This is a genomic window from Kineosporia corallincola (assembly GCF_018499875.1).
GTDB lineage: Bacteria > Actinomycetota > Actinomycetes > Actinomycetales > Kineosporiaceae > Kineosporia > Kineosporia corallincola.
Window position 1 is genome coordinate 318375 of the sequence record NZ_JAHBAY010000009.1, and the last position, 19143, is coordinate 337517.

The following is a 19143-nucleotide window of genomic DNA, read 5'->3' on the forward strand; positions in this document are numbered from 1 at the left end:
CCGGACAGGCTCAGCGCGAGGGCGTGGTGTCCTTCTGGACGGCCGGGGAGGACACGGGAGCACCCGCGTGCGGCGCCTCGGCCGGTGCCCTGCGCAGCAGCAGGAACACCACGACCGACCCGAGCACGCCGACCGCCCCGGCGATCGCGAACGCCCCGTGCAGACCGGAGGCAAAGGCCGCGTGCACGGCCGCCTCCAGCTGCTCACGGAACGCCGCCGGCGCCGCCTGGAGCACGGCCTGGGTCTGCCCGCCGGACACGGCCGAGGCGATGTCGCCGGACGCCGGCACGTCGCGCGAGGCCAGCACGTCACCGGCGCGGGAGGTGAACACCGACCCGAGCACGGCCACGCCGAACGCCAGGCCGAGCTGGCGCGAGGTGTTCAGCACGCCCGAGGCCATGCCGCTGCGCTGCACCGGGACCGCGGACAGGGCCGCGGCGGTCAGCGGCGGCGTGGCCAGGCCGACGCCGACCCCGACGAAGAGCAGGCCGGGCAGCAGCGCCGTCCAGGTCGAGTCCGCCCGCACCAGCAGCATGAGCAGGCTGCCGCAGCCGATCAGGAACAGCCCGGCGCCGATCGGCCGGGCCACCGGCACCCCGTGCAGGCGCCGGCTCAGGGCCCCGGCCACGGCGAACGCCACGGCCGACATCGGCAGCAGCGACAACCCGGCCGCCATCGGGCTGAGCCCGACCACGGACTGGAGCCAGATCGAGATCAGCGCGCTGGAGCCGAACGCCGCCGAGGAGAGCACGGCCGCGGCGAGCACGGCGCCGGTGAACACCGGCCGGCGCAGCAGGCTCAGGTCGATCAGCGGGTGCGTGGTGCGGCGCTGGAGCAGGACGAAGACGATCAGCGCCAGGACGCCGAGACCGGCCGAGATCATCGGGGTTCTCGTCGTCCACCCTTGTTCGCCGGCCTCGATGATGGCGTAGGTGATCAGCCCGGCGGCCGCGGTGAACGTGACCATGCCCGGCAGGTCGAGCCGGACCCGCTTGCGCTCGTCGTCGCCGAACACGATCAGCGTCAGCGTGATCGCCAGCAGCGAGATCGGCAGGTTGACCCAGAACGCCCAGCGCCACGACAGCAGATCGGTGAGTACGCCCCCGATCACCAGCCCGGCCCCGGCGGCGGCCCCGGAGACCGCGCCCCAGATGCCGTAGGCGGTGGCCCGGTCCCGGCCGGTGTACGAGATGTTGATCAGGGCGATGGTGGTGGCGAACATCGCCGCGCCGCCCACGCCCTGCACCGCGCGGCCGATGATCAGCACGGTGATGTCCTGGGACAGGCCGCAGGCCACGGAGGCGGCGGCGAAGAGTGTCAGCCCGGCCAGGTAGACCCGGCGCCGGCCGAGCGCGTCGGCCAGGCCCCCGGCACCCAGCAGCAGCGCCGCCAGGCTGAGGGCGTAGATGTCGATGACCCACTGCACCGCACTGAATCCCGCGTCCAGGTCGCGGGTGATGTCGGGCAGCGCGACGTTCACGATGGTGACGTCGATGAGCAGCATGAAGGTGCCCAGGCAGACCGCCAGAAGCGGGGTCCACTGACGCATCGGATAACTCCCGTAGATCTTGTTGATGTCGGCAACAGAATGGTGACCGTCGACCTCTGTACGCCTCGGTAGACGCTGAAGTGGCTAGAATCCTCCGCCGAGGAGGGGAGAACCGATGGAATTCCTCACCACCGACGAGCTTGATCATCATCTGATCCATGCCCTGCGTCTGGACCCCCGCATCCCGTTCAGCCGGTTCGCGTCGCTGGCCGGGGTGTCGGAGCAGACGGTGTCCCGCCGGTTCCGGCGGCTGCGCGAGCAGGGCGTGGTGCGGGTGGTCGGTCTCGTCGACCCGTTCGCCGCCGGCCTGGGCAACTGGATGGTGCGCATCCGCTCACGGCCCGACTCCGCGGTGGCGCTCGCCGACGCGCTGGCACAGCGTCCCGACGTCGGCTGGGTGTCACTGACCTCGGGCGGTACCGAGATCCTCTGTGCCGCCAGGTCTCTCCAGGGGCACGGGGCGGAGAGCGGTCAGGACCTGCTGCTGCGCCGCCTCCCGCACACCAAGGAGGTGATCGACTTCAGTGCCCAGATGGTGCTGCACCGGTTCGACGAGCGGCTGGGGTCGATGGGGGACCTGACCGAGCTGGATGCCGCGCAGGTCACCGGCATCCGTGACCGGGCGCTGGTCCGGGTGGACGGCGAGGAGGCCGTGACCCCGATCGGCCCGCAGGACGACGCGCTGCTGGCCGAGCTGCGGGCGGACGGGCGCGCCCCGGTGTCCCGGCTGGCCCAGGTGACCGGCTGGGGACCGGCCCGCGTGCAGCGCCGCCTGGAGGAGCTGGTGCGCAGCGGCCTGGTCTACTTCGACGCCGAGATGGCGCTGGAGACGATGGGTTTCGACACCCACGCGACGATCTGGCTGACCGTGTCGCCGGCCGACCTGGACCGGGTGGGCCGGGAACTGGCGCAGCACAAGGAGATCGCCTACGTGGCCGCGATCAGCGGTGACCGCAACCTGATGGGCACGGCGATCACCCGCGACCCGGCCCACCTCTACCGCTACGTCACGCACGGCCTGGGCCGGGTCCCGGGTGTTCAGCAACTGGAGATCTCCCCGATCCTGCGGCGGCTCAAGCAGAACGGGTCGATGATGCGTGAAGGACGCCTGCTGGCACCGGTGTCCTGAGCGTGCTGGTCCTCGCTGGTCAGGAGTTCTGGTTCTCCCTGCGGCGCGGGAACTCTCCCGTGGCCAGGTGGCCGAGCACGGCGGCGAGCTGGTCGGCCTTCCAGGGCTTGGGCAGGAAGTCGTCCATCCCGGCGTCCAGGCACGCGGTGCGGTCGTCGTCGAAGGCGTTGGCGGTCATCGCGATGATCGGGATCCGTTCACCCCGGCCGTGTTCCGCCTCGGCGGCGCGGATGCGGCGGGTGGCCTCCAGGCCGTCGGTGCCGGGCATGTGGACGTCCATGAAGACGGCGTCGAACCGGTCACCTGGCTGCCCGCCGAGCACGGCGCCGACCGCCGCCTCGCCGTCCTCCACGATGCTCACGTCCAGGCCCCGCGAGGTGAGCATGGCCCGGGCGATCAGCTGGTTGGTCTCGTTGTCCTCGGCCACCAGCACCCGCTTGCCGGCCAGCCCGCCGGTCGCGGGCTCCGCCGCCCGCGGCGCCGGGACCTTCACCGGGGGATCGGTGCGCGGCATCGTCAGGTTCATCGAGAAGCGGGTCCCGACGCCGGTTTCCGAGCTGACGGTGATCGGTGCGCCCATCGCCAGGGCCAGCCCCTGGGCGATCGAGAGCCCCAGACCGGTGCCGCCGAACCGGCGCGTGGTGTCGGCCGAGGCCTGGGCGAACGGCGTGAACAGGTTCCTCAGCTGGTCGGCGTCCATCCCGATCCCGGTGTCGGTGACACACAGGCGCACCCGGTCGCCGGCGTCCTCCAGGGTGAGCGTGACCGATCCCCGCTCGGTGAACTTCACCGCGTTCGCGACCAGGTTGGTGAGCACCTGGCGCAGCCGGGTCGGATCGCCGAGCCGGTGCGCGTGCAGCCGGTCGGCCACTTCCAGCCGCAGGTCGATCCCGGTGGCCTCGGCCCGTGGCTGTGAGGGCAGCAGCGCCTCGCGGGCCACCGCGACCAGGTCGAGCGGCACCTGCTCCAGCTCGATCCCGCCGGCCTCGATCTTGGCCATGTCGAGGCTGTCGTTGACGATGTCGAGCAGCACGTGCCCGGCCACGTCGGCGCCGGCGATCCAGTCCCCGGCCTGGGGCGAGCCCGGGGTCTCGGCCAGCAGGGAGGTGTAGCCGAGCACGCCGTTGAGCGGGGTGCGGATCTCGTGGCTCATCGTGGCCAGGAAGTCGCTCTTGTGCCGGGACGCGATCCGCAGCTCCTGCGCCTGCTGGTCGGCGGTGGCCCGGGCCCGGCGCAGCTGGCTGATCAGTTCCTGGCGCTCGTCGCGGTGCAGCGCGAGCAGCAGCGCGACCAGGGCCACGATCGCGATGAAGGCCTGGGCGAGCAGCACCCGGGTGGCCGGGGAGGTGGCCGCGAACGGCCCGTGCCCGGCCAGGGTCAGCAGCAGCACCCCGGCGGCCACCAGCCAGACGTGCGCGGCCACCACGGTGGTGGAGAACCGCAGCGAGAACCACATCGACAGCGGCAGCACCAGGTAGGCCAGGGGCAGGCCGTCGGCGAACCCGAACACCACGCCGTAGGCCACCACGAAGGTGATCACCGCGAGCACCAGTTCCAGTTCGCGCTCGCGCGGCGGCACCAGGTCGGCCGGGCCGTGCGCGGCCACCCGCAGCACCAGCGCGGCGAACACGAACGTGTTGGCCGCGTTACGCAGCGTCCAGGCGCCGGCCAGCGGCCAGAACTCCAGGTGCGAGGTGGCGGCCAGGGCAGCCGGGCCGAGCAGCGCGCCCGCCGCCGCGCCGCCGACGCAGGACATCACCCAGACCGCCAGGTCGGGGGAGCGCCGCAACTGCCAGGCGTCCGGGCGGAAGCGGCGCACCAGGAAGGTTTCCGTCAGGCCCTGCACCAGGTTGGCGGCGCCCAGCGCGGCGGCCACCCCGATCGAGACGGCGCCGGTGAGGTAGTTGATGCCGCCGGCCAGCACGGTCAGGGTGAGGGCACTGACGGCCAGGGTGCGCCTGCCCCTGGACGAGGCCCACAGCAGCCAGACGAACGCCACCGCCGCGGCCGGCCAGACCAGCGACAGCGAGGTGCCGGGCAGCCGTGACAGCCGCCCGACCAGCACCGCCGCCGCGTAGACGACGGCGAACAGCGGCACCATGACCGGGACGGGGGCAGCCGGCCAGGGGCCGGTCCGCCGCGCCGCCGAATCGTCCACGGCCACTGATCGACACGCTGAACCGTTCGGGCGAGGGCGCGGCTGCCCGCTCACCCGAACGGTTCAGCGGCTCACACCCCGAGCGCCGCCTCCGGCCGGGACCCGTCGGGGGCGGCCTGGTTCAGCGGGCGGCGCAGCAGCACCGGCAGGAGCGGCCCGGCCAGCGCGGTGGTGAACAGGGCCATGATCACCATCATCGTGAACATCTGGGTGTCCAGGACGCCGAGCTGGGCACCGGCGTTGAGGATGATCAGCTCGGTCAGGCCCCGGGTGTTCATCAGCACGCCGAGCACACCGACCTCACGCCAGGGCATGCCCGACAGCCGGGCCGGCACGCAGGCACCGAGGAACTTGCCGGCGCAGGCCACCACCAGGATCGCCAGCAGCTCCAGGTAGTTGCGGGCGGTCAGGGCGGTGATGTCGACGCCCAGGCCGGTGATGATGAAGAAGACCGGCAGCATCACCGCCGCCACGCCCTCCAGGGCCTCGCGCAGGGTGCTCAGCGGCACCACCCTCGCGCCGGTCAGGTCGACGATCTCGCGGGGCATGACGAAGCCGAACAGGAAGGCGCCGAAGATGGCGTGGATGCCGATCCAGGTGGTGGCGTAGGAGGACAGGAAGGCCCCGGCCGCGAGCACCGGCAGCAGCGACGGCCCGGGCAGCCGGGCCACCAGCCGGGCCAGCAGCGGCCGCACCACCACGAGCATCAGCGCGACGTAGGCCACCGACAGCAGCAGGATCACCAGCAGGTCGCCCTGCCCGGAGGCGGTGACGGTGGCCGAGACGAAGGCCAGCAGGCACCAGGCGATCACGTCGTCGACGGCGGCGCTGGCCAGGGCCAGGGCGCCGACCCGGGTGTGCATCAGACCGGAGTCACCGAGGATGCGGGCCAGCACGGGGAACGCGGTGACGGCCATGGCGGCGCCGATGAACAGCACGAACCCGGTGCGGTTGATCGTCTCGCCGTCGAGCCGGTCGTGGCCGGCGTAGAGGCCCAGGGCCAGGACCGCGCCGAGGCCGAACGCGACCAGCACCGACGACGCCGACACCGCCCCGGCGGTGCCCCTGCGACTGTTGATCAGGTTCTTGTTGAACTCCCAGCCGATCAGGAAGAGGAACAGCAGCAGCCCGAACTGCGACACCGCGCCGAGCATCGGCTTGATCCCGGGCGGGAACAGCTGCGAGCTGGGGTCACCGGGCAGCAGCCCGAGCAGACTGGGCCCGAGCACGATGCCCGCCGCGATCTCGCCGATCACCGGCGGCTGCCCGAGCCGCTGGGCCAGCCGGGCGAGCCCGGCACCGGCCAGGAGGATCGCGGCGACGGCCGCCATGACGTGCGCGGACAACAGGTCTGCGGCCGTGGCGAAACTGTCCATGACGGTGTGGCCCCTCGTCGTCGGTGTGCCCTTCAGGACGGGCGCTGACGGGGGCAGTTATCGCTCATGCCGGTGAAGAACGGCTGAAGCCGTGCAGCACGGGTGCATTCAGGCGAAGGTCAGGTCACCGCCGGGGGCGGGGGTGAAGTGCCGGGCGACGACGGCCGGGTCGACGTCCTCCAGCCGGGACGGCCGCCAGCGTGGGGCGCGGTCCTTGTCCACCAGCTGCGCCCGGATGCCCTCCAGCAGGTCGGGGCGGCCCAGGCTGTGCGAGACCGTGCGGTAGTCCTGCACCAGGCCGGCGCGCAGGCCGGGCATCCGCGCGCAGTTGCGCAGGGCGGTCAGGGTGATGCACAGCGACGTGGGGGAGCGGCTGAGCAGCACACCGGCGGCCTCCCGGGCGGCCGGTTCCGGGTCGGCCTCCAGCCGCGCGACGATGCCGGCCACGTCGTCCCCGGTGAAACACCGGTCGATCCAGGCGCGGTCGCGTTCCAGCCGGCCCGGCGGCGGGGCGGTGGCCCGGGTGGCCAGGAGGTTCTCCACCGCCTTCCACGAGGTGGCGGCGGCCAGCTCGGCGAAGGTCTCCACGGGCGTGTGGACGTCGGCGAGCCCGCACAGCAGCGCGTCCGCCGGCCCCACCGGCAGGCCGCTCAGGGCCAGGTAGGTGCCGAGCTCACCGGGGGCGTGGGAGAGGAGCCAGGCGCCGCCGACGTCGGGGACCAGCCCGATCACCGTCTCCGGCATGGCGATGCGGGTGTCGCCGGTGACCACCCGGTGCGCCGCGTGACAGCCCAGGCCGACGCCGCCGCCGAAGGTGATGCCGTGCAGCAGCGTGACCACCGGCTTGGGGTACTCGTCGAGCAGCGCGTTCAGCCGGTACTCGTCCGACCAGAACGCCCGCACCGCGGTGCCCCCGTCGGACGCCGCGGAGGCGCCCATCGCCTTGACGTCACCGCCGGCGCAGAACCCGCGCGGCCCCTCGCCGTCCATGATCACGCACTCGACGCGCCCGTCGTCGCGCCAGGCGCGCAGCGCGGTGTCGACGGCGCGGGTCATGTCGTGGTCGAGAGCGTTGATCGCCTGAGGGCGGGTGAGGGTGATCCGCCCCACCCGGTCCTGCACGCCGATCCGGACGAAGGTTCCCGAAGTGGCCACCCGGAAACGCTACCCGCCCGGACGGCCGCAGATACGGGAAGATCGGCGGTATGACGACTTCCACCGGCGGTCCCACCAGCCGGATCGGGTTCGGCCTGGCCGCGGTCGGCCGCCCCGCGTACATCACCTCCGGCCGGGCCGGCGACCTCGGCCCGGGCCGTGACGTGGAGCGGCTGCGGGCGCTGGCCCACGAGCTGCTCGACACCGCCCACGCGGCCGGGGTGCGGTACGTCGACGTGGCCCGTTCCTACGGCCTGGCCGAGGATTTCGCGGCGTCCTGGCTGGCTGCCCGGCCGGGCCTGACCGACGTCGTGGTCGGCTCCAAGTGGGGGTACCGCTACGTGGGCGAGTGGCGCACGGACGCCACCACGCACGAGGTGAAGGACCACTCCCTGGCGGCCTTCTCGGCCCAGTACCGGCTCAGCCGGGAGCTTCTCGGCGACCGTCTGGCGATCTACCACATCCACTCGCTGACCCCGGACTCGCCGGCCCTGACCGACCGGGCACTGCACCGGGCGCTCGCCGTGCTGCGGGAGTCGGGCTGCCGGGTCGGTTTCTCCACCTCCGGGCCGGGCCAGGGCGAGGTGATCCGCCGGGCGCTGGAGCTGGAGGCCGGTGGGCTGCCGCTGTTCACCTCCGTGGAGACCACCTGGAACCTGCTGGAGCCGTCGGCCGGCCCGGCGCTGGCCGAGGCGGCGCGGGCGGGGGTCACGGTGATCGTGAAGGAGGCCGTGGCGAACGGCCGGCTCAGCCCGGCCGAGGCCGACCCGCACCCGGTGGCCGTGGCCGCCCGGGAGGTGGCCGCCGGGCTCGGGGCCGGCCTGGACCAGGTGGCGATCGCGGCGGCGCTGGCCCAGCCCTGGGCCTGGCGGGTGCTGTCCGGCGCGGTCACCACCGCCCAGCTCGGGGCCAACCTGGGCGCGGCGGGGCTGGCCCTCGGGCCGGGCACGGTGGAGCACCTGACCGGCCTGGCCCAGGACCCGGCGGAGTACTGGTCGCAGCGGTCCGCCCGGGCCTGGTCCTAGAACCTAGAACTTCTTGGTGCGCCCGAGGATCTCCTCGATCTGGTCCAGCTCGCCGGAGCTCAGGTCGAGGTTCTTCAGCGCGTCCACGTTCTGGTCCAGCTGCTGCACCGACGACGCCCCGATCACCAGCGAGGTGACCCGCTCGTCACGCAGTGCCCAGGCCAGGGCGAGCTGGGCCAGCGACTGGCCGCGCTTCTCGGCGATCGCGGCCAGCTCACGCAGCGAGGAGATCAGCTCGTCGTCGATCAGCCCGGCGTCCAGGGTCTTGCCCTGGGTGGCCCGCGAGCCCTCCGGGATGCCGTTCAGGTAGCGGTTGGTCAGCAGGCCCTGCTGGAGCGCCATGAACGCGATCACGCCGAAGCCCTCGTCGGCGGCGGCGTCGAGCAGCCCGTCGTCCTCGATCCAGCGGTTCAGCATCGAGTACGACGGCTGGTGGATCAGCACCGGCGTGCCCAGTTCCCGCAGCAGCGCGCAGATCGTGCGGGAGTCGGCGGCGCTGTAGCTGGAGATGCCGACGTACTGCGCCTTGCCCTGGCGCACCGCGGCGTCGAGCGCCGAGGCGGTCTCCTCCAGCGGCGTGGTCGGGTCGAAGCGGTGCGAGTAGAAGATGTCGACGTAGTCCAGGCCGAGGCGCTTCAGCGACTGGTCCAGCGAGGCGAGCATGTACTTGCGCCCGCCGCCGCCCTGGCCGTAGGGGCCCGGCCACATGTCGTAACCGGCCTTGGTCGAGATCACCAGCTCGTCACGGTACGGCTTGAGGTCGGACGAGAACAGCCGTCCGGCGTTGATCTCGGCGCTGCCGTAGGGCGGGCCGTAGTTGTTGGCCAGGTCGAAGTGCGTGATGCCGAGGTCGAACGCCCGCAGCGCGATGTCGCGCTGCACGGTGAGCGGCTTGTCGTCACCGAAGTTGTGCCAGAAGCCCAGCGACAGCAGCGGCAGGTCGAGCCCGGAACGACCCGTCCGCCGGTAGCGCATGCTGCCGTCGTAACGGGTGGGATCGGGGCGGTACGTCATCAGTGGCGCTCCATCGTCGAGTGAGTGGCCGACATCGGCCGAATCACATTCTGACGGGTGGGCTGTGAAAGCACTGTGCCGGGGCCGACGTGAGGGTCGGCGCGGCGGCCGGGCGTGCGGGCCGGACGTGCTGGACGGGAGCGCCGAGGTGCGGCGGGCGCCTCACCCGGGCGGGCTACGCCCGGTCAAGTCCCCGGCGGATCGGGCCGACCAGCAAGCGTGAGTCCGGAGCAGAGGGGGATCCCGGTCGCGGCCCCGGGAGTCGGGCCGGGCACCGGGCCGGGTGGGCCGGCGGGCCCCGGGGGTTCCCCCGGCCCGAACGGTGCCGGCGGTGCGAGCAGCGCCGTCGGTGCTGTCGGTACGGGTGGCCCGGGTGGCGGCGCGGTGGCCGGCACCGTCACCCACGCCGGTGGCGGGCACGGCACCGCGTCCGTCGGGGTGCCCGTCGAGCTGCCCGGTTTCGAGGTGCTCGGTCAGCTGGGTGGGGGAGCGGGCAGCACCGTGTACCGGGTGCGCCGGGCGGGTGTGGACGACGAGGGCGAGTACGCGCTCAAGCTTCTGGACCGGGCCGAGGGCCTGACGGCACTGCGCCGGGAGGCGGCGCTGCTCACCGCCGTGGATCATCCCGGCCTGCCGCGGGTGCACGAGGTGGGGGTGGCCGAGCGGCGTCCCTATCTGGTGATGGACCTGGTGCGCGGCACCTCGCTGGCCGAGGTGCTGGGGCGCGGCGCGCTGCCCCCGGAGCGGGTGGTGGCCCTGGCGCTGGACGTGATCGAGCCGCTGGCCGCGGTGCACGCGCGCGGCCTGGTGCACCGCGACCTGAAGCCGCAGAACATCATGGTGCTGCCCGACGGTCAGGCCCGGCTCATCGACTTCGGCCTCACCGCCCGCGAGGGTGAGGACGACGAGGGTGAGAGCGCGCCCGCCGTAGGCACTCTCGCCTACTCGGCTCCCGAGCAGTCGGGCATGCTGAAACGTCCCGTGGACGACCGATCCGACCTGTACTCGCTCGGCGTGATCCTGTTCGAGGCGCTGGCCGGGGTGCTGCCGTTCCCGACCACGGACGTCGGTGAGCTGTTGCGCGCGCACGCCTCGCTGGCCCCGCCGGACCTGCTCGGGCTGGTGCCGGACACCCCGCCGGAACTGGCGCACGTGGTGGCCACGCTGCTGGCCAAGGACCCGGACGACCGCTACCAGGACGGTCACGCCCTGGCCGCGGACCTGCGCGCGGTGGTGGGCAAGCAGACGCCGCCGCCCCGGCAGGAGGCGCCGCCGATGTTCGGGCGCCGTGACGAGATGGCGACGCTCCACCGGCAGTGGACCGAGACTCTGCGCGGGTCGGGCGGTTTCGCGTTCGTGCGCAGCGACAACGGACTGGGTAAGACCCGGCTGGTGAACGATTTCGCCGACCGGGTGGAGGAGTCCGGCGGCACCGTGCTGCGGGCCCGGGTGCTGCCCGGGGCGCCGATGCCGTTCGCGGTGTTCCGTGAGGTGTTCGTGGCGTACCTGCACCGGATCGCCAGGCTGCCGTGGAACGAGCGCTGGGAACGGGCGCAGCGGCTGCGCGCGGTGTTCGAGGGCTGGTCCCCGGCCGCCCTGAACCGGATCGCCCCCGGCCTGGACGCGGTGATCCATCGTGAGGGCGATGCGTCCCGCGGGACGGCGTTCGGCCAGGGGCCGGGTGGGCAGGGCCTGAGTGGGCAGGGTCTGAGTGGGCGGGGTCTGAGCGAGCGGGCGTCGGGCGGCCAGGGGCTGAGTGAGCGGGGTCTGAGCGAGCGGGCGTCGGGCGGCCAGGGGCTGAGTGGGCAGGGTCTGAGCGGCCGTGGCCCGGCGGCGCAGGGCCTGAGCGGCCCGGGGCTGTCGTCACACAGCCGTGCGGTACGGGACCGGACGGCGGGCGGCCAGGAGGTCGGCGACCGGACGGCGCAGGATCGCGCGGCGGGCCCTCAGGACGTGCGCGCCCCGCAGGCGCACGACGCGGCGGTGGGGAACCGGGCGGAGCAGGGTCCGGAGGCGATCGACCGGGCGGCGGATCACCGGGCGATCCCGAACCTGATGGAGCAGAACCCGGCAGCTCAGAACCAGGCGGCGCAGGGTCAGGCGGCGCAGAGCCAGATGGCGCAGAGCCAGATGGCGCAGGGTCAGGCGGCGCAGGGTCAGGCGGCGCAGGGTCAGACAGCTCAGAATCCGGCGGCGCAGGGCCGGACGGCGCAGGGCCGGACGGCGCAGGGTCAGATGGCGCAGGGTCAGACAGCGCAGGGTCAGGCGGGGCAGGGCCAGGGGGGACGGGATCAGCAGGGGCAGGGCCATGCGGCACCGGGCCAGACGGGACCGGGCCAGACGGGACCGGGCCAGACGGGACCGGGCCAGGCACGACCAGACCAGGCGGGACCGGGCCAGGCGGGACCGGGCCAGGCGGGACCGGGCCAGACGGTGACGGCCGCCCAGGCGACCCAGGCCGACCGGGCACCCCGGGTGACCCGGGACGGAACCGGTGCGCCGGGCGTCCACAAGCCCTTGGGAGAGAGGGGCAACCGGGGAAACCCGGGCGACCTGGACTACGCCGAGAACCGGGGCATCGCCGAGAACCTCGACACCGCAGCGGATCTGGACTACGCCGGCACGCTCGGCCTCGCCGACGGCCCGGTCGGCCAGCTGACCGACGAGCAGATCGGCACCGCGATCGCGACCGCCCTGCTCGACCTGGCCCGCGCGTCCGGGGGGCTGCTGCTGATTCTCGACGACGTCACCGCCGCCGACGCCTCGGTGCGGCAGGTGATCGGTCAGCTGGCCGCCGAGATCCGCGGGGTGCCGCTGATGTACCTGGGCGCCGGCCGGGACGGCGAGCTGGAACGGGTGCTCACCGACTCCGAGCTGACCTCGTACATCGCCGTCGCGTCCCGGGTACTCGACGTGGACCTGCGCCTGACCCCGCTCGACGAGGCGGCCAGCGGTGAGCAGATCCGGTCGCTGGTCCCCGGCCAGCAGCTGCCCGCGGACGCCCTGGAGGCGCTGACCACCCGCAGCAACGGCAACCCGTTCGTGGCCCAGGAGTATCTGTGGGCGGTGCTCGACGCCGGCCTGCTCTGGCCGTCGTGGGGCACCTGGCAGCTGGACCTGGACCGGCTCGACGCCCTGGCCCTGCCGCAGGACGCGATGGGCCTGGTGCTCAACCGCGTGCAGAACCTCGCCCCGCACGCCCGGGACCTGCTGGTCACCGGCGCGGCGATGGGCCCGGAGGTGCGGATCGACGTGGTCGCGGCGGTGGAACGGCGCAGCACCGCGAACGTGCTGGGCGTGTTCGCCGAGGCCGCCCGGCAGCGGCTGGTCGAGCCCGGTCAGGAGGGTACGTTCCGGTTCCTGCACGGGCGGATCGCCGAGGCGATGCTGGCCGAGCTGCCCCCCGGGCGGCTTGAGGACCTGCACCGCCGGATCGCCGACGTGCTCGCCGCCCGGCCCCCCTCCGGCCCGGCGCAGGTGGTCGCGCACACCTTCGCGATCGCCCGGCACTACATCCGGGCCGGCTCGTCCGCACCGCCCGAACGGGTTCTGGCCGCCTGCCTGGACGCCGGCCGGCTGGCCCTGGACGAGTCGGCGGCCGAGGAGGCCGTGACGTTCCTGGAGCAGGCCGCCCGGCTGGTGCCGCGGCGCTCGCCGCGCAGCGGCCCGGTGCTGGTGCTGCTGGGCCGGGCGCTGAAGCAGGCGGGCCGGTTCAGCGAGGCGCGGCGGCGGCTGGAGCAGGCGCTGGCGGCCGAGCAGGACCCGCTGGCGCAGGCCGCGATCCACACCCAGCTGGCCGAGGTGTACCGGGCCGGGTACCGCAGCGAGGAACTCGGCGAGGCGATCGCCCAGGGATTCGTGGCGGCCGTCGGCAAACCGCTGCCGCGCAGCACGTTCTGGCTGGTGCTCAGCTCGGCGCTGATGGCGCTGGCGTCGATCCCGCTGCGCCGGGTGCAGCGGGTGCGGGGCGGGGCGACCGGTGAGCGGCGGCGCCGCGCGCTGGCGATGGCCGGGCTGCACGAGGCCGCGATCTTCGGCGCCGGGCTGGGCATGCGGGTGCCCGAGTTCTTCGCCCACAATTTGCGCGGCCTGTACTGGGCGGCGGTGCTCGGGCACGGTCGCCGGTTCGTGGCGGCCCAGGCCAACTTCGGTGTGCTGTGCGCCGCGATCGGCCTGAACCGGGCGGCCGAGCGCTGTTTCCGGCGCTGCGACGCCGACCCGTCGGCGCAGTCCCCGCAGACCCGCGCCATGCTGCGCTCGTTCCGGCTGGGCGGGGCCTGGGCCGGCAACCGGCCCGAGGGCGAGGCGTGGCGGCGGCAGTTCGACGACTTCAGCGCCTGGCTGGACTTCACCCCGCTGATCGACTCGGTCACCACGTTCAACCTGACCGCCTGCTTCGCCGGGCGCACCGAGGAGGCGCAGCACTGGCTGGCGTACGGCCGGACCCGGCTGGACGGGCGGGCCGAGGAGACCACCACGTTCGTCACCGCCGCCCCGATGACGGCCGCCCTGCTCGGCCGGCCGGTGGAGGCGGAGACCGAGCTGACCCGGCTGAACCAGCTCGCCGACCAGGGCGGCGCCCGGCAGCTGCGGTTCATCCGGGTGATGGCGGGCCTGTTCGTGCTGCTGGAGGACGGCGAGACCGGTGAGCCCCTGGACCGGCTGCTCGACGAGTTCGATGCCCTCGGGGTGCCGCCCCACCTGGTCTGGCGCGCCCACCGGCCGGTGTTCCACCTGGCCGCCGCCGCCCGGCTGGCCCAGGCGCGGGCCCTCGGCCGGCCGGGTACGCCGGAGGCGCTGCGCGAGCAGTCCCGGCGGCTGACCCAGGCGCACCAGGCGGTCGAGCTGCTCGGCAAGGCCGCGAACACCGACGAGATGAAGGCGTTCCACGCGATCGCCCGGGCCGACCTGCTGGTGCTCCAGGAGCAGCCGCGCCGGGCGCTGGACGTGCTGGCGGCCCTGGACCTGGCCGCCGGTGACGACCTGCCGGCGGTGGCGTTCGAGACCGCGCGGATCGCGGCCCGGGCGCTGCGCACGCTGAACCCGGCCGAGGGCCGGCGCCGGGCCCGCACCGCCTGGACGATCGCGGGCACCGAGGGCTGGCCGCACCGGGCGGCGTCGGTGGTGACGGAGTTCTCCCTGCCGGTCGAGGACCGCGCGGCCACCCTCACCGGCACCCGGCACAGCACCTACTCCGGCGGCTTCTCCGGAGGCCACGAGAAGGAACGTCTCCAGGCCCTCCAGGAGGTCAGCGCCGCCGCGTCCCGGGTGCTCGACCCGCGGGTGCTGGCCCGGATCGCCCTGGACGAGACGATCCGGATCCTGGCCGCCGACCGGGCCTTCCTGTTCCTGGTCGACCCGGAGACCGGCACGCTGAGTCAGCACCTGGGCCGGGACTCGGCCGGGCAGGACCTGGCCCGGCTGACCGGGTACAGCACGAGCCTGGTCGAGATGGTGCGCCGCAGCGGCGAGCCGCAGGTGGTGGCCGGAACCGAGGAGGGCGCCGCGCTGGGCGCCGAGAGCGTGGTGCTGCACGGGCTGCGCTCGATCCTGGTCGCGCCGATGAAGCTGAACGACCGGCTGCTCGGCGTGGTCTACCTGGACAGTCAGGTGGCCAAGGGCATCTTCACCACCGGGGACACGGTGATTCTGGGCGCGCTGACCAGTTTCGTGGCGTCCGCGCTGGAGACGGCGCGGGCGGCGGAGCTGGCGATCAAGGCGCAGACGGCCGAGCGCTCGGCCGAGCTGGCCCGGGCGCTCCAGCGCGCGCAGGAGCGGATGGCCGAGCCGGTCGAGCCCCTCGGCGTCCTCAATCAGTTGCTGCTGGCGGCGGGCCGCGACGGCGGGGTGCTCGACGCCGGCACCGCGTTCGTGCTGCGCCCCGGGCGCTCGGGGGTGGGCAACCGCACCGGTGTGCTGCTCACGCCCGGCCCGAAACAGCCTGCCATCACGGCATTCACGGACGACGGGGGCTCGGAGTCGCTGTCCGGCGCGGGCGGCCCGATCTCCGGCGACGCCGGCGACGCGCCCGCCGTGCTGCGGGAGCGGCTGCCCGACGTCAGCTCCTGGCTGGCCCTGCCGTTGCGGGCCACCGACGTCGACCTGGGCGTGCTCGTGCTGGCCTGCTCCGACCAGCAGTCCCGGCTGGCCGACTCGGTCGAGCTGGGCGCGGCGCTGGTGGCCCAGGGGATGACGGCGTACGACCGGGCCGCGTTGTTCGAGCGGGTGCAGGAACTGGCGGTGGTGGACGAGCTGACCCAGCTGGCCAACCGGCGGCGGTTCTTCGAGATCGCCACCCGCGACCTGGAGGCGGCCCAGCGCCAGGAGCGCCCACTGATCGCGATGATGATGGACATCGACCACTTCAAGCGGGTCAACGACACCTACGGCCACCCGACCGGCGACGACGTGATCCAGGAGGTCGCCCGCCGGCTGTCCGAGGAGGTGCGCACGACCGACGTGATCGGCCGCTACGGCGGTGAGGAGTTCGCCGTGCTCCAGCAGGGCGACGACCCGGACCTGGAGCTGGCCGAGCGGCTGCGCGCGTGCGTGTGCGACACCCCGGTGCCCACCCGCACCGGGCCGCTGGCGGTCACGATCAGCATCGGCGCCACCTGGCTGCACCCCGACGACGAGGACGTGGCCGGCCTGCTGGCCCGCGCCGACCAGGGCCTGTACAAGGCCAAGGAGGGCGGGCGCAACCAGGTCGGCGTGGTGGAGTGAGCTACCAGTCGGTGGGCTCGTAGTCCTTCAGGAAGATGCCGTGCAGGTCTTCGCCGGCCTCACCGCGCACGATCGGGTCGTACACCCGGGCCGCGCCGTCGACCAGGTCGAGCGGGGCGTGGAAGCCCTCGTCGGCCAGCCGGATCTTCGTCGGGTGCGGGCGCTCGTCGGTGATCCAGCCGGTGTCCACGGCCGTCATCAGAATGCCGTCGCTCTCCCACATCTCGCGGGCGCTGGTGCGGGTCAGCATGTTCAGCGCGGCCTTGGCCATGTTCGTGTGCGGGTGGCCTGGCCCCTTGTAACCGCGGCTGAACTTGCCCTCCATCGCCGACACGTTCACCACGTAGGTACGCTTCGCGGCGGCCGCGGCCATCGCCGGGCGCAGCCGGCTGATCAGGATGAACGGCGCCACGCTGTTGCACAGCTGCACCTCCAGCAGCTCCACCGGGTCGACCTCCTGCACCGGCTGCACCCAGCTGTTGGTGTGGTGCAGGTCGGGCACCAGCCCACCGGCGTCGATCGCGGTGTTCGCGGCGATCCGGGCGGGGGACGCCGACCCGGCGGTGAGCGCCAGGGCCGTCAGGGCGTGCGGGGAGGGGGCCCAGTGGCCGTTCGCCACGCCGCCCTCCTCGTGCACCGCGCCGGCGATCGCGTCGATCGAGGCCGGGTGCGCGTCCGGGGTGCGGCCGATCGTCAGCATCTCCGGCAGCGGGCCCTCGGGCAGCGGTGCCGACTCGGCGGCGGCCAGCGGGGCGTAGGCGCCGGCCGAGCGGCGCACGGTCTGCGCGGCGTTGTTGATCAGGATGTCGAGCGGGCCCTGCGCGGCCACGTCGTCGGCGAGCGCGGTGACCTGGGCCGGGTCACGCAGGTCGATGCCGATCACCCGCAGCCGGTGGATCCACCCGGCGCTGTCCGGCATCGAGGTGAACCGGCGGACGGCGTCGGCCGGGAAACGCGTGGTGATGGTCAGGTGCGCCCCGTCGCGCAGCAGCCGCAGGGCGATGTGCATGCCGATTTTCGCGCGCCCGCCCGTCAGCAGGGCGCGGCGGCCGGTCAGGTCGGTGCGGGCGTCCCGGCGCTGCCGGTTCTTGGTCGCGCACTCCGGGCACAGCTGGTGGTAGAACGCGTCCACCTCGGTGTAGCGGCGCTTGCAGGTGTAGCAGCCGCGCGGCTTGAGGTAGGTGCCGGCGCTGCCGCTGCCGTTCTCGGCGGTGGCGGAGGTCAGCGCCAGGCCCTGGGTCTCGTCGTCGATGCGGCCCGGGGCCCCGGTGGCGGTGGCGGCCGTGACCGCGGCGTCGTTGGCCGCGATCTGCTCGCGGCGGGTCTTGCGCCGGTGCAGCTTGGCCGCCTTGAAGATCTTCGCGGTGGCCAGGCGCACGGTGAGGAAGTCCGGGTGGTCGTCCGGCAGCTTCTCCACCTCGGCCAGCACCCGCAGGCACACGGCGAGGTCGGCCGGGTCTACCCCGGTGTCGGCGCCGTGGTCGGCGCCCGGGGTCGGGGCGTGGTCGTCGAGCTGCGCGGTCATCTCTGCCTTCGGACGTGCTGATCGGGGGGTCGCTCAAGAATGTACGCAACCGGGCGCCGGACTTCACACGTGACCGTGCGGTCAACCCACCGCACGGGTCAGATCCTCGCGCCCGGGCAGCCTCACCAGGTGCTCGGCGGGCCCGCCGGGAGCCACCTGCGGGGCGTGCCCGGCCAGCCACTGCCGCTCGGCCGCGGACAGTCGCAGCCACTGCCCGCGCAGGAACCCGGTCAGCCGCCGGGCCCGGTCCGAGCCGGCCGGGGCGTGCACGGCGAGGTAGGAGATCGGCATGGCCGGCGGCAGCGGCCCGCGCCGGGGGCCGCGCTCGCGCACCTCGCCGGCCAGGAACTCCAGCACCGTCTCCCAGGCCCGGTCGTCGCCGACGTCGTACAGGGCCCAGGACGCCTCCTCCCGCACCGCCCGGGTGCGGTCCCCGAGCAGTGCCGCGAAGTCGTCGGTGGCCTGTGCCCCCGCGGTGCACGACAGCGCGGCGATCGCGGCGCGGCGCAGTTCCTGCCGGCCGGGTCCGGTCACGGCGATCAGCCCGCGCAGTTCGGCGGGTGCGTCCGGGCTCGTCGACGTGCCCAGTTCGAGGGCCCGGAAGACGGCCTCGCGCGGGTTCACGGCAACATCCTCCTCGGCGACGGCCTCAGACCCTAGCCGTAATCCGGTGGCATCCGTGCCGGGCAGCCGCGAGCATGCGGCGGGTGAATCGTGACCGGATCTCCCGCCTCGCCCACGCCCGTCACCCGATCGCCGCGCCGCTGTCCGACGGGTCGGTGGACGACGTGCTGCGCCACGCCCTGGCCCGCGGCCCGGGCCGTGCCCTCGACCTGGGCTGCGGGGGTGGGGAGTGGCTGATCCGCGCGGCCGGGCTCGCGCCGTCGCTGGAGGCGGTCGGTGTCGACCTGTCGCAGGAGGCCGTCGCGCACGGGCGGGCCGAGGCCGCCCGGCGCGGCGTCGCCGGGCAGGTGCGGCTGCACACCGGGGACGCCGCGGGCTTCGGCTCCCCGCAGCCCTTCGGCCTGGTGCTCTGCGTGGGCTCCACCCACGCCTTCGGCGGCCTGGCGCCGGCACTGGCCGCCGCCGGCCGGCACCTGGCGCCGGGCGGGACGGTGGTGATCGGTGACGGCTACTGGAGCGCCCCGCCCCCGGTGGAGGCGGTCGAGGCGCTGGGCGAGCTCGACGGCCTGGCCGGCACGGTGGCCTCGGTGACCGCGGCCGGCTGGACGCCGGTGCACGGCCACCTCAGCACCCGCGCCGAGCTGGACGCCTACGAGTGGGCCTGGACCGGTTCGCTGGCGGGGTGGGGGCTGGAGCACGCGGGCACGGACGACGGCGCCCAGGCCCTGGCGGTGTCGGCCGGGCACCTGGACGGCTGGCTGCGCGGTTACCGCGACTGCTTCGGCTTCGCCACGCTGGTACTGCGCCGCACCACGGGGTGATAACAGGCCTGAGTGCTCGCTGCTGACCCACCTCGATGCGTCCG

Annotated in this window: 11 protein-coding genes; 4 read left to right on the top strand and 7 right to left on the bottom strand. The window is 73.9% G+C overall.

The features are described from left to right. Positions 1-10 precede the first annotated feature (10 nt). Positions 11-1549, bottom strand: a complete 1539-nt coding sequence (locus KIH74_RS22370; RefSeq protein WP_214158065.1) for an MFS transporter — start codon at positions 1547-1549, stop codon at positions 11-13. Positions 1550-1664: 115 nt separating this feature from the next. On the opposite strand from KIH74_RS22370, the gene KIH74_RS22375 reads away from it, so the two are divergent. Further along, positions 1665-2678 (top strand): Lrp/AsnC family transcriptional regulator, encoded by a 1014-nt coding sequence (locus KIH74_RS22375; protein ID WP_214158066.1) that lies wholly within the window; start codon positions 1665-1667, stop codon positions 2676-2678. Positions 2679-2697: 19 nt separating this feature from the next. Here the strand turns inward: KIH74_RS22375 and KIH74_RS22380 are convergent, their stop codons facing one another. The 3 genes from KIH74_RS22380 to KIH74_RS22390 all read right to left on the bottom strand — a co-directional run bounded on the left by KIH74_RS22380 (position 2698) and on the right by KIH74_RS22390 (position 7367). Continuing rightward, on the bottom strand, positions 2698-4842 hold the full coding sequence (locus KIH74_RS22380) for a hybrid sensor histidine kinase/response regulator (protein ID WP_214158067.1): 2145 nt from the start codon (positions 4840-4842) through the stop codon (positions 2698-2700). A 65-nt stretch (positions 4843-4907) separates the two neighbouring features. Further along, complete coding sequence (locus tag KIH74_RS22385; RefSeq protein ID WP_214158068.1) at positions 4908-6212, bottom strand: cation:proton antiporter domain-containing protein; 1305 nt, start codon at positions 6210-6212, stop codon at positions 4908-4910. A gap of 108 nt (positions 6213-6320) precedes the next feature. Continuing rightward, positions 6321-7367 carry an enoyl-CoA hydratase/isomerase family protein gene (locus tag KIH74_RS22390; protein ID WP_214158069.1) on the bottom strand — a complete coding sequence of 349 codons (1047 nt, stop codon included), beginning with the start codon at positions 7365-7367 and terminating at the stop codon, positions 6321-6323. Between the two features lie 50 nt (positions 7368-7417). Between KIH74_RS22390 and KIH74_RS22395 the strand changes: the two genes are divergently transcribed. After that, positions 7418-8392 (top strand): aldo/keto reductase, encoded by a 975-nt coding sequence (locus tag KIH74_RS22395; RefSeq protein ID WP_214158070.1) that lies wholly within the window; start codon positions 7418-7420, stop codon positions 8390-8392. 3 nt (positions 8393-8395) lie between these two features. On the opposite strand, the gene mgrA is transcribed toward KIH74_RS22395, so the two are convergent. Then, positions 8396-9406, bottom strand: coding sequence for an L-glyceraldehyde 3-phosphate reductase (gene mgrA / locus KIH74_RS22400; protein ID WP_214158071.1), 1011 nt, complete (start codon positions 9404-9406; stop codon positions 8396-8398). 219 nt (positions 9407-9625) lie between these two features. On the opposite strand from mgrA, the gene KIH74_RS37930 reads away from it, so the two are divergent. After that, positions 9626-16129, top strand: a complete 6504-nt coding sequence (locus tag KIH74_RS37930; RefSeq protein WP_214158072.1) for a diguanylate cyclase — start codon at positions 9626-9628, stop codon at positions 16127-16129. A gap of 1 nt (position 16130) precedes the next feature. Here KIH74_RS37930 and KIH74_RS22410 read toward each other — a convergent pair whose 3' ends face one another. Together KIH74_RS22410 and KIH74_RS22415 are read right to left on the bottom strand one after the other, a co-directional pair. Further along, positions 16131-17654, bottom strand: coding sequence for an SDR family NAD(P)-dependent oxidoreductase (locus tag KIH74_RS22410; RefSeq protein WP_214158073.1), 1524 nt, complete (start codon positions 17652-17654; stop codon positions 16131-16133). Between the two features lie 81 nt (positions 17655-17735). Further along, positions 17736-18278 carry a HEAT repeat domain-containing protein gene (locus KIH74_RS22415; protein ID WP_214158074.1) on the bottom strand — a complete coding sequence of 181 codons (543 nt, stop codon included), beginning with the start codon at positions 18276-18278 and terminating at the stop codon, positions 17736-17738. An 83-nt stretch (positions 18279-18361) separates the two neighbouring features. On the opposite strand from KIH74_RS22415, the gene KIH74_RS22420 reads away from it, so the two are divergent. Then, positions 18362-19099, top strand: a complete 738-nt coding sequence (locus KIH74_RS22420) for an SAM-dependent methyltransferase (RefSeq protein WP_214158075.1) — start codon at positions 18362-18364, stop codon at positions 19097-19099. The last annotated feature ends 44 nt before the right edge of the window (positions 19100-19143 follow it).